Genomic DNA, 10,454 nt, shown 5'->3' with positions numbered 1-10,454 from the left:
GACGTGGCCGAACAGTTCCGACTCCAGCAATTGCTCGCTGGGTGCCGCCGGCGCCGGGCACGATGCCGAGCTTGATTTCCGGCTGGCCGAATTTGGCGTTGTCGGCGGCGATGATGAAGTCGCACATCATTGCCAGCTCGCAGCCGCCGCCCAGCGCATAGCCGGCCACTGCAGCGATCACCGGCTTGCGCACGCGGCGGATGGTTTCCCAGTTGCGCGTGATGAATTCGCCTTTGAGCACATCCATGTAGTTATAGCGCGCCATCACCGAGATGTCGGCGCCGGCTGCAAACGCCTTTTCGCTGCCGGTGACGATGATGCAGCCAATGTCCTCGTCGGCGTCGAAAGCCAGCAAGGCATTGCCGAGGTCGATCATCAGCGCATCGTTCAGCGCGTTCAGGGCTTTGGGCCGGTTCAGGCGGATCACCGCGACCTTGCCAATGGTCTCGGTCAGAATGTTTTCGTAGCTCATCTGGTCTCCTCTATATAGGGGTAGCGCGATAGTTGAATGTACCTGCCGCGTCGATTGTAACGCCAATGAATTTGCGCCATGTCAAAGCCCTCCAGGAATTTGTCCCCGCCACAAAGGTCAGAGCCTATACTGGGATATCCCTTCACAACAACAGAGGAGGATCATATGTTCAAGACCATTCTTGTCCCGACGGACGGATCGGAACGCTCCGACAAGGCCATCGCCAACGCCATCGACTACGCCCAGCACTGCAAATCCAGGATCATCGGCATATCTGTGGCCGAGCCCTACCCGTTCTCGCCGCTGGCGGAAAGCTCCATGGCGATCGACCCTGGGATCTATGAAGAAAACGTCCGCACTCTCGCGGAACAGCATGTGAAGAAAATCGCCGACGCCGCTCTGGCCGCCGGCGTGGAATGTGAAACCACGACGATACTGTCGTTCGCCCCCGACGAAGAGATCGTCAATGCCGCCAAGAAATATGCCTGCGACGTCATCTTCATGGCCTCCCACGGACGTAGCGGACTCAGCAGGCTATTTCTGGGAAGCAAGACGCAGAAGGTGCTGGCGCATTCCACCATTCCCGTTCTCGTATTGCGCTAACCGCCACACACAACAAAAAACCCGGCTTGCTCTATATAGGCAAGCCGGGTTTTTATTGAAACGCCTCAATACAGGCGATCAAGCTCAGGAATTCGGCAACAGCACCCACATCATGCCGCGCTGCTTCATGCCCCCCGCCTTTTCACCGGCTTCATTGCCGAAACCCCAGAAATAATCGGCCCGCACCGCGCCGCGAATGGCGCCGCCGGTGTCCTGCGCCAGCACCAGCCGCTGCAGAACCGCGTCGCTATTGGGCTGCGTTGTCGCCAGAAACACCGGCGCGCCGAGAGGAATGTGCTGCGGATCAACCGCAATCGAGCGCTGCGCGGTCAGCGGCAAACCCATCGCGCCTTTCGGCCCCTTGGACGGATCCGTGATTTTCTCTTCCTTGAAGAAGATATAGCTCGGATTGACGTTCAACAACTCGTTCTGGCGCGACGGATTGGCGATTACCCAGGCCTTGATGCCTTGCGCGGAGGCCTGCGACAAGGTCATTTCCCCCTTGTCGACCAGATAACGGCCGATCGACTTGTACGGATAACCGTTCTGGTCGGCATAGGCCAGGCGCACGGTTTCCTGGCTATCGGTAAGCTGGACGCGGCCCGAACCCTGCACCTGCAGGAAGAAAGCTTCCACCGGATCATCCACCCAGACCAGCTCCTTGCCCGCCAGCGCGCCAGACTGCAGCAACTCGGCACGCGAAAAATACGGCACCACCTTGTTGCCGACCACGCGCCCGCGCAGGCGCATGTTTTTCAGTTCCGGATACAGGCTGGCCAGGTCGATGGTCAGCAAATCGTCGGGCGCTCTATATAGAGGGGTCTGATACGGCCCGCCGCGCTTGCGCGAACCGCGCAGCAAAGGTTCGTAGTAGCCGGTCACCAGCCCGGTGTCGCTACCGTCCGGATTGAATACCTTGTAAGGCGTAAAACCGGATTCGAAGAACGCGCGGATCGCGCCCTCGTCATCGGCGTTGACCTGGCGCGCCGTGGTGCAGGCATTTTTCCATTCACTGCGACGGATCAGCGTCTGGCATGAGGTCAGGAAAGCCGGCCAGGCGTCACGCAAGGCATCCCGGTCCCAGCCCGGCATGGCGGCGAAGCTGCTCTTTTGCATTCCCTGAGCCTGACCTTCCGGCTGAACCGGCGTGGTCGGCTTGGACGGCGTCGGCCTGGCGGGCGGCAACGGCGTGGTCGTACAGGCGGCAAGGGATACGGCGACGATGACGGCTAATGCGGGTAAACTGCGGCGGATGCTCGTTTGAATAAGTGACATTGAGGAAACATGAAATGTGGTGGTTAATACTCGAAGCCGGCGCAGCCTTCTTTATTTTCGTATTCATTGTCTGGTGGACCATGTTTTCCGGACGCAAGCCGGATCAATCCGTTCAGACAAAAAATCCCGCAGATAAAAAAGACGACAGCCAGGCTTGAACCCTGGTGCAAGACGCTTAATGCAGCGTGCGCGGCAGCGACAGGATGAACTCCGGGATTTTCACGTCGAACTGCTCGCCGTCTTCAGCGACGCAAAAATACTCTCCGTGCATCGAACCCTGCGGCGTCTGCAATGACGTGCCGCTGGTGTATTCGAATTGCTCCCCCGGTTGCAGGAACGGCTGGTGGCCGACGACGCCCAGACCGCGCACCTCTTCGGTGTGGTTGTTGGCGTCGGTGATGACCCAGTGGCGCGAAATCAGCTGGGCCGGCACCTGTCCCGAGTTGACGATGGTGATCGCATAAGCGAATACATAATGCGAACGCGCCGGATCGGACTGCTCTTCCAGATATTGCGTCTTGACCGTCACCGTTAACTCATACGTCGCCATGCGGATTTCCTCGATTTTGTAAAAAGCCTGGCCCATTCCACACGAAATCAACCTCAAGTGCAAGGCTTGCAACAAAACCGCAGGCGGCGAACGGGTAAAATAGCGCATCTTCAATCGCTCTACAGCCCTCCATAAGCCATATCGCCATGCCCAACTACCGTATCGCCCCCAGCATCCTGTCCGCCGACTTCGCCCGCCTGGGCGAGGAAGTCCGCAATGTCGTCGCTGCCGGCGCCGACATCATCCACTTCGACGTGATGGACAACCATTACGTTCCCAACCTGACCATCGGACCTTTGGTTTGCGAAGCCATCCGCCCGCATGTGCAGGTGCCGATCGACGTCCATCTGATGGTCAAGCCGGTCGATCGCATCATTCCCGACTTCGCCAAGGCCGGCGCCAACATCATCACCTTCCACCCGGAAGGCTCCGAGCACATCGACCGTTCGCTGCAACTGATCCGCGACAACGGCTGCAAAGCCGGTCTGGTGTTCAACCCGGGCACGCCGCTGCATTTCCTCGATCACGTCATGGACAAGATCGACATCATCCTGATCATGTCCGTCAATCCGGGCTTCGGCGGCCAATCCTTCATTCCTGAAGCGCTCAAGAAAATCGCCTCCGTGCGCCGTCGCATCGACGAATCCGGCCGCGACATCATGCTGGAAGTCGACGGCGGCATCAAAATCGACAATATCGCAGCAGCCGCCAAGGCCGGCGCCGACACCTTCGTGGCCGGCTCCGCCATCTTCGGCAAGCCGGACTACAAGGCCGTCATCGACGCCATGCGCGGCGAACTGGCCAAGTAAAAATCCCGGAAAGATCCCATGCTCGACAACATCAAAGCCGCCATCATCGACCTCGACGGCACCATGCTCGACACCGCGCCGGATTTCCACGTCGCGGTCAACCGCATGCGCGCCGACCTGGGCCTGGGGCCGCTGGCGATGCAAACCATCGTCAATTTTGTCGGCAAGGGATCGGAAAACCTGATGCGCCGCGTGCTGGCCGTCGATTACGACGAAGACGGCGTGGCACAGCGCTTCGAGGAAGCACTGGCGTCCTATCAGGAGCATTATCTCGCCATCAACGGCGACCACGCCACGCTCTATCCGAACGTGATCGAAGGTCTGCAGGCGCTCAAGGCCAAGGGCCTGCGCCTGGCCTGCGTGACCAACAAGCCGATTGCCTTCACTCTGCCGCTGATGGATAAAAAGGGGTTGTATCCGTATTTCGACGTCATCTACGGCGGCGATTCCCTGCCGAAAAAGAAGCCCGATCCCCTGCCCTTGCTGCAGGTTTGCGCGGATTTCGCGCTGCAGCCGGCGCAAGTGGTCGCCATCGGCGACTCCTCCAATACGCGCAAGCCGCGCGGGCCGCGGGTTGCCGCGTATTGAACGTACCCTACGGCTACAATCACGGCGAACCTATACACAACGTCGATTCCGATGGTATAGTTCCAACGCTGCTGGATGCAGCGCACCAAATTTCGTAGTGCAAAAGCTTTCTTAACTGAACACATACGACAAATGTTTCTCAACAAAAAACTCAACGCCAATCAATCAGCCGCCCCTGAGGCCTGGCTGTGGCGACGCTGGCAATCCTGGGCTAACTAAGCCTCGTCAGCTGCTGGCCGCATCCGCTTTTCTTCCCCCTGCGCAACCAGCAAGTTTTTTGCAACACCACCCTGTTTAAACATATCGCTATCGTCGGCACGCGCTTGCCGGGACGCTTCAAGTCGTCCTGCACCCTGCAACCCGTCTACAATAGCGGTCCTGGAGAGAAACGATGACCGAACTCGAATTCAAATCGCTGGCCGCGCAAGGCTACAACCGCATTCCGCTGATCGCTGAAGCCTTCGCCGACCTGGAAACCCCGCTGACCCTGTACCTCAAACTGGCGCAAACCCAGAATGCCGGCAAGAATACCTTCCTGCTGGAATCGGTGGTCGGCGGCGAACGCTTCGGCCGCTATTCCTTCATCGGCCTGCCCGCCTCGACCAAGATCCGCTGCAGCGGCAAGCAGATCGAAGTGCTCAAGAATGACGTGGTCATCGAAACCGCCGAAGGCAATGCGCTGGAATTCATCGCCCAGTACCAATCCCGCTTCAAGGTCGCGATCCGCCCCGGCATGCCGCGTTTCTGCGGCGGCCTGGCAGGCTACTTCGGCTATGACGCCGTGCGTTACATCGAAAAACGCCTGGCCGACAGCGCACCGAAAGACGACCTCGGCCTGCCCGACATCCAGTTACTCGTTACCGAAGAACTGGCCGTCATCGACAACCTCTCCGGCAAGCTCTACCTGATCGTCTACACCGACCCGTCGCAACCGGAAGCCTTCAGCAAAGGCCGCCAACGCCTCAAGGACTTGCGCGCCTCGCTGCGCCGCGCCGCCGATGCGCCCGTCACCAGCGGCTCGGTGCGTACCGAAACCATCCGCGAATTCCCCAAGGATGACTATCTGAAGGCCGTCGCCAAGGCCAAGGAATACGTCATGGCCGGCGACCTGATGCAAGTGCAGATCGGCCAGCGCCTGAAGAAATCCTACGTCGACTCGCCGCTGATGCTGTATCGCGCGCTGCGTTCGCTGAACCCGTCGCCGTACATGTACTTCTACAATTTCGGCGACATGCAGATCGTCGGCGCCTCGCCGGAAATTTTGGTGCGCAACGAAACCATCGGCCAGACCTCGGACGGCGAAGCGCAAAAGAAGATCACCATCCGTCCGCTGGCAGGCACCCGCCCACGCGGATCGACGCCGGAACGCGACGCGCAACTGGCCACCGAACTGCTGGCCGACCCGAAAGAAATCGCCGAGCACGTCATGCTGATCGACCTGGCCCGCAACGACATCGGCCGCATCGCCGTCACCGGCAGCGTCAAAGTTACCGACCAGATGGTCATCGAAAAGTATTCCCATGTGCAGCACATCGTCTCCAACGTCGAAGGCCTGCTCAAACCCGGCCTGTCGAATCTGGACGTCTTGAAAGCCACCTTCCCCGCCGGCACCCTGTCGGGCGCGCCGAAAGTGCGCGCCATGGAAATCATCGACGAACTCGAGCCGACCAAGCGCGGCATCTACGGCGGCGCCTGCGGCTACCTGTCGTTCGGCGGCGAGATGGATGTCGCGATCGCGATCCGTACCGGCGTCATCAAGGACGGTACGCTCTACGTGCAAGCCGCCGCCGGCATCGTCGCCGACTCCGTGCCGGAAATGGAATGGGAAGAAACCGAAAACAAGGCGCGGGCTGTGCTGCGCGCTGCCGAACAAGTGCAAGACGGACTGGATGGAGAAATCTAAATGCTGCTGATGATCGACAACTACGATTCCTTCACCTACAACATCGTCCAGTATTTCGGCGAACTCGGTGAAGAAGTGCTGACCGTCCGCAACGATGAGATCACGCTGGCCGAAATCGAAAAACTCAATCCCGAACGCATCTGCCTGTCGCCCGGCCCGTGCAGCCCGAAGGAAGCCGGCATCTGCATCGACCTGCTCAAGCATTTCTCCGGCAAGCTGCCGATTCTCGGCGTCTGCCTCGGCCACCAGGCCATCGGTGAAGCCTTCGGCGGCAACGTCGTGCGCGCCAAGCAAGTCATGCACGGCAAGACCTCGAAGATCGCTCACACCGGCGTCGGCGTGTTCAAGGATATCCCCAGCCCTTACACCGTGATCCGCTATCACTCGCTGGCCATCGAGCGCGCCTCGCTGCCCGATTGCCTCGAAGTCACCGCATGGACCGACGACGGTGAAATCATGGGCGTGCGCCACAAGGAATTCGATTTGCAGGGCGTGCAGTTCCACCCCGAATCGATTCTGTCCGAGCACGGCCACGCCTTGCTGAAGAATTTCCTGACCGGCACGGCGCGCTCTTGAACGCCGCCGTCCCGCTGACATCATCCGAGAACATCATGTCCATCACGCCACAAGAAGCCTTACTGCGCTGCATTGAGCACCGCGAAATTTTCCACGACGAAATGCTGACGCTGTTCCGCCAGATCATGAGCGGGGAAATGTCGCCCGTCATGATCGCTGCGCTCACCATGGGCCTGCGCGTCAAGAAGGAAAGCATCGGCGAAATCGCCGCCGCCGCGCAAGTCATGCGCGAGTTCGCCACCAAGGTGCCGATGGCCGACACCACCAACCTGCTCGACATCGTCGGCACCGGCGGCGACGGCGCACACACGTTCAACATCTCCACCGCATCGATGTTCGTCGCCGCAGCAGCCGGCGCACGCGTCGCCAAGCACGGCGGTCGCAGCGTGTCGTCGTCGTCGGGCAGCGCCGACGTGCTCGAAGCCCTCGGCGCCGACATCAACCTGCAACCGGAGCAAGTCGCGCAATCGATCGCGCAGACCGGCATCGGCTTCATGTTCGCGCCCAACCACCACGCCGCCATGAAGCACGCCGCGCCGGTGCGCAAGGAACTTGGCGTACGCACCATCTTTAATATTCTCGGCCCGCTGACCAACCCGGCCGGAGCGCCGAACATCCTGATGGGCGTGTTCCATGCGGATCTGGTCGGCATCCAGGTGCGCGTACTGCAACGCCTGGGCGCGCAGCATGCGATCGTGGTGTGGGGCCGCGACAATCTCGATGAAGTCACGCTGGGCGGCGCCACCATGATCGGCGAGCTGGTCAACGGCGAAATCCGCGAATATGAAATCCATCCGGAAGACTTCGGCATGAGCATGTTCGCCAGCCGCAACCTGCAAGTCGCCAATGCCAACGAATCGAAGGAAAAAATCTTCGAAGCGCTCAAGGGCGTGCCGGGTCCGGTGCACGACATCGTCGCCATCAACGCAGGAACGGCGCTGTATGCAGCCGGCGTTGCGGCATCGATTGAAGAGGGCCTGAACAAGGCGCGCGCAACCATTGCCTCGGGTGCGGCGCTGGCCAAGCTCGAACAGTTCGTGAAGGCGACCAAGCAACTGGGCGGCAAGACTTAATTGTTGCCGTTGACGAAGTTGACGAAGTTAACATTCGGAACTGATCTTTTCACTGACGGAAGGCGCACATGATTCCCCTGAACGACTTGCTGATCTTCGCATTGGCCGCATTGGTGCTGGTGCTGACTCCCGGCCCCAACATGATGTATTGCGTGTCGCGCTCGATCTGCCAGGGACGTGCGGCGGGGATGATTTCACTGCTCGGCGTGGCGGCCGGTTTCGTGGTTCACATGCTGGCGGCGACCTTCGGCCTGACGGCCTTGTTCCTCGCGGTGCCGCTTGCCTATGACCTGATCAAGTATCTGGGCGCGGCCTATCTGTTGTGGATGGCTTGGAATGCAATCAAACCGGGCGGCGCATCGCCGTTCCAGACCCGGGACTTGCCGCATGACAGCAACGCGACCCTGTTCCGCATGGGTTTCCTGACCAATCTGCTTAACCCCAAGGCGGCGATGTTCTACATGTCGTTCCTGCCGCAATTCATCCATGCCGAACATGGCCACGTGATGCTGCAGAGCCTGACACTGGGCGTGACGCAGATCGCCGTCAGCTTCACCGTCAACGGCCTGCTGATCCTGACGGCCAGCGCGATTGCCGGTTTCTTCTCCAGCAATCCGGGCTGGATGCGGGCGCAGCGATATCTCATGGGGCTAACGCTGGGCGCATTGGCGTTCCGGCTGGCACTGGATCAGCGCAAGTAACATCAATAGTCATCAAGGAATTTTCATGTCTGACATCCTCAACAAGATCCTCGACGTCAAAGCCGATGAAGTCAAAGCGGCGAAGCAGCATCGCGACCTCGCCAGCCTGCGTCGCGACGTCGAATCCGATACCGAAGCGCGCGCGCGAAGCCGGCCTGCGCAGCAAGATCGCTGCCGGCAACGCCGGCATCATCGCCGAAGTCAAAAAGGCCTCGCCATCCAAAGGCGTGATCCGTCCCGATTTCAAGCCGGCCGAGATTGCCGTCAGCTACGCCGCCCACGGCGCGGCCTGCCTGTCGGTGCTGACCGACGTGCAATTCTTCCAGGGTGCGCCGGAATACCTCAAACAGGCGCGCGCCGCCTGTGCGCTGCCCGTGCTGCGCAAGGATTTCATGATGGATATGTACCAGGTCTACGAAGCGCGCTCATGGGGCGCCGACGCCATCCTGCTGATTGTCGCCGCACTCGACCATGGCCTGATGGCGGAGCTTGAAGCCTGCGCCCATGAACTCGGCATGAGCGTGCTGGTGGAAGTGCACGACGGCGTTGAACTCGACGCCGCACTGAAACTGAAGACTGCGCTGCTGGGCATCAACAACCGCAATCTGCGCACCTTCGAAACCACGCTGGACACAACGCTCAATCTGTTGCCGCGCATTCCGTCCGACAAACTGGTCATCACCGAATCGGCCATCGCCACGCCGGACGACGTCAAGCGCATGCGCGACGCCAAGGTCAACGCCTTCCTGGTCGGCGAAGCCTTCATGCGCGCGCCGGAACCCGGCGTCGAGCTGGCGCGCTTGTTTGCCTGATCGCCTGATCATTTTCAAGCAATAAAAAAGCGGAGCACGAAGCTCCGCTTTTTTTACGTCTGTTGCTTGCCGATCGCATCAGGCCGAGAAGCCGCCGTCGATCGTCAGGCTGGCGCCGGTGATGTAGCCAGCCTCGGGACCTGCCAGATACGTCACGAAGCTGGCGATTTCTTCGGCCTTGCCGTAGCGTGGCAACGCCATCAGGCCTTTGAGCGCGTCTGCGAAATCGCTGTCAGCCGGATTCATGTCGGTATCGACCGGACCTGGCTGCACATTGTTGACGGTGATGCCGCGTGGACCAAGGTCGCGCGCCAGGCCCTTGGTCAGGCCGACGATGGCCGACTTGCTCATGGCATACACGGCGCCGCCGGCGAACGGCATGCGATCGGCGTTGGTGCTGCCGATGGTGATGACACGGCCGCCTTCACGCATGAAGCGCACGGCTTCCTGGGTGGCGACGAATACGCTGCGCACGTTCACGTCCAGCGTGCGGTCCAGATCTTCCAGCTTGAATTCTTCCACCGAACCCATCGCCAGCACGCCGGCATTGTTGACCAGGATGTCGAGACGGCCGAAGGTTTCCGCGGCGATGCGGATGGCTTGTTGCAACGCTGCGGTGTCCGAGCTGTCGGCCTGGATTGCCAGTGCGCGGCCGCCCTTGGCTTCGAGTTCGCTGACCAGCGCTTGCGCCTTGTCCGGCGAGCTGACGTAGGTGAAGGCGACGATCGCGCCTTCCTGCACCAGACGCTTGACGATGGCGGCGCCGATGCCGCGCGAACCGCCTTGCACGAAGGCAACTTTATTGGACAGGGTCAGATTGATGGTGGTGTTTGCAGTCATGATATTGCTCCTTGATTGAATAAGAAAATAAGTAAGGGAATGAAAAGATGGCCTGCGGTTTTCCTTGCGTTGGTTTGAATTCCGTTTGGCTTGAAATGAAGTATGGGACAAGCATTATGTTTAAACTAGATAGCAATCACTATCTACTTCTTAAACATTATGTTTAAAATAGACATATGGAATCCTTAACCAGCATTGAGTGTTTTGTCGCCTCCGCCGAGGCCGGCAGCTTCTCCGCAGCCGCGCGCCGGC

Annotated in this window: 11 protein-coding genes and 2 pseudogenes; 9 read left to right on the top strand and 4 right to left on the bottom strand. The window is 59.9% G+C overall.

Annotated features, from left to right (window positions below):
- Window positions 1-472 (bottom strand): enoyl-CoA hydratase-related protein (locus tag HLUSI_RS27010; protein ID WP_016832891.1); only part of this gene is annotated, 472 nt, incomplete at its 3' end.
- Window positions 473-637: 165 nt separating this feature from the next.
- Between HLUSI_RS27010 and HLUSI_RS0104775 the strand changes: the two genes are divergently transcribed.
- Window positions 638-1,075, top strand: coding sequence for a universal stress protein (locus HLUSI_RS0104775; protein WP_016832890.1), 438 nt, complete (start codon window positions 638-640; stop codon window positions 1,073-1,075).
- A gap of 84 nt (window positions 1,076-1,159) precedes the next feature.
- Here the strand turns inward: HLUSI_RS0104775 and mltA are convergent, their stop codons facing one another.
- Complete coding sequence (mltA, locus tag HLUSI_RS0104770; RefSeq protein ID WP_029363139.1) at window positions 1,160-2,350, bottom strand: murein transglycosylase A; 1,191 nt, start codon at window positions 2,348-2,350, stop codon at window positions 1,160-1,162.
- A gap of 14 nt (window positions 2,351-2,364) precedes the next feature.
- Between mltA and HLUSI_RS33410 the strand changes: the two genes are divergently transcribed.
- Window positions 2,365-2,508 (top strand): hypothetical protein, encoded by a 144-nt coding sequence (locus tag HLUSI_RS33410; RefSeq protein WP_016832888.1) that lies wholly within the window; start codon window positions 2,365-2,367, stop codon window positions 2,506-2,508.
- A 17-nt stretch (window positions 2,509-2,525) separates the two neighbouring features.
- Here HLUSI_RS33410 and apaG read toward each other — a convergent pair whose 3' ends face one another.
- Window positions 2,526-2,900 (bottom strand): Co2+/Mg2+ efflux protein ApaG, encoded by a 375-nt coding sequence (apaG, locus tag HLUSI_RS0104760; RefSeq protein ID WP_029363138.1) that lies wholly within the window; start codon window positions 2,898-2,900, stop codon window positions 2,526-2,528.
- A gap of 146 nt (window positions 2,901-3,046) precedes the next feature.
- Between apaG and rpe the strand changes: the two genes are divergently transcribed.
- The 7 genes and pseudogenes from rpe to trpC all read left to right on the top strand — a co-directional run bounded on the left by rpe (window position 3,047) and on the right by trpC (window position 9,362).
- Window positions 3,047-3,709, top strand: a complete 663-nt coding sequence (gene rpe / locus HLUSI_RS0104755) for a ribulose-phosphate 3-epimerase (protein WP_016832886.1) — start codon at window positions 3,047-3,049, stop codon at window positions 3,707-3,709.
- A gap of 18 nt (window positions 3,710-3,727) precedes the next feature.
- A pseudogene (locus tag HLUSI_RS27005) lies at window positions 3,728-4,395 on the top strand (phosphoglycolate phosphatase).
- Window positions 4,396-4,688: 293 nt separating this feature from the next.
- Complete coding sequence (gene trpE, locus HLUSI_RS0104745; RefSeq protein WP_016832885.1) at window positions 4,689-6,200, top strand: anthranilate synthase component I; 1,512 nt, start codon at window positions 4,689-4,691, stop codon at window positions 6,198-6,200.
- Window positions 6,201-6,776 carry an anthranilate synthase component II gene (locus HLUSI_RS0104740; protein WP_016832884.1) on the top strand — a complete coding sequence of 192 codons (576 nt, stop codon included), beginning with the start codon at window positions 6,201-6,203 and terminating at the stop codon, window positions 6,774-6,776. It begins immediately after the preceding gene.
- Between the two features lie 35 nt (window positions 6,777-6,811).
- Window positions 6,812-7,849 (top strand): anthranilate phosphoribosyltransferase, encoded by a 1,038-nt coding sequence (gene trpD, locus HLUSI_RS0104735; RefSeq protein WP_029363137.1) that lies wholly within the window; start codon window positions 6,812-6,814, stop codon window positions 7,847-7,849.
- 68 nt (window positions 7,850-7,917) lie between these two features.
- On the top strand, window positions 7,918-8,550 hold the full coding sequence (locus tag HLUSI_RS0104730) for a LysE family translocator (RefSeq protein WP_016832882.1): 633 nt from the start codon (window positions 7,918-7,920) through the stop codon (window positions 8,548-8,550).
- A 25-nt stretch (window positions 8,551-8,575) separates the two neighbouring features.
- Window positions 8,576-9,362: pseudogene (gene trpC, locus HLUSI_RS27000) on the top strand (indole-3-glycerol phosphate synthase TrpC).
- A gap of 78 nt (window positions 9,363-9,440) precedes the next feature.
- On the opposite strand, the gene HLUSI_RS0104720 reads toward trpC, so the two are convergent.
- Window positions 9,441-10,202 (bottom strand): 3-oxoacyl-ACP reductase family protein, encoded by a 762-nt coding sequence (locus tag HLUSI_RS0104720; protein ID WP_016832881.1) that lies wholly within the window; start codon window positions 10,200-10,202, stop codon window positions 9,441-9,443.
- Window positions 10,203-10,454 lie beyond the last annotated feature (252 nt).

This window comes from Herbaspirillum lusitanum P6-12 (assembly GCF_000256565.1).
Taxonomy (GTDB): Bacteria; Pseudomonadota; Gammaproteobacteria; order Burkholderiales; family Burkholderiaceae_D; genus Herbaspirillum; species Herbaspirillum lusitanum.
Note: the sequence above shows the minus strand (reverse complement) of the source record. Positions and strands in the feature narration are given on the sequence as shown.

Coding starts and splice junctions, on each gene's coding strand:
- HLUSI_RS0104775 (WP_016832890.1), top strand. CDS start 638: ATGTTCAAGACCATTCTTGTCCCGACGGACGGATCGGAACGCTCCGAC.
- mltA (WP_029363139.1), bottom strand. CDS start 2,350: ATGTCACTTATTCAAACGAGCATCCGCCGCAGTTTACCCGCATTAGCC.
- HLUSI_RS33410 (WP_016832888.1), top strand. CDS start 2,365: ATGTGGTGGTTAATACTCGAAGCCGGCGCAGCCTTCTTTATTTTCGTA.
- apaG (WP_029363138.1), bottom strand. CDS start 2,900: ATGGCGACGTATGAGTTAACGGTGACGGTCAAGACGCAATATCTGGAA.
- rpe (WP_016832886.1), top strand. CDS start 3,047: ATGCCCAACTACCGTATCGCCCCCAGCATCCTGTCCGCCGACTTCGCC.
- trpE (WP_016832885.1), top strand. CDS start 4,689: ATGACCGAACTCGAATTCAAATCGCTGGCCGCGCAAGGCTACAACCGC.
- HLUSI_RS0104740 (WP_016832884.1), top strand. CDS start 6,201: ATGCTGCTGATGATCGACAACTACGATTCCTTCACCTACAACATCGTC.
- trpD (WP_029363137.1), top strand. CDS start 6,812: ATGTCCATCACGCCACAAGAAGCCTTACTGCGCTGCATTGAGCACCGC.
- HLUSI_RS0104730 (WP_016832882.1), top strand. CDS start 7,918: ATGATTCCCCTGAACGACTTGCTGATCTTCGCATTGGCCGCATTGGTG.
- HLUSI_RS0104720 (WP_016832881.1), bottom strand. CDS start 10,202: ATGACTGCAAACACCACCATCAATCTGACCCTGTCCAATAAAGTTGCC.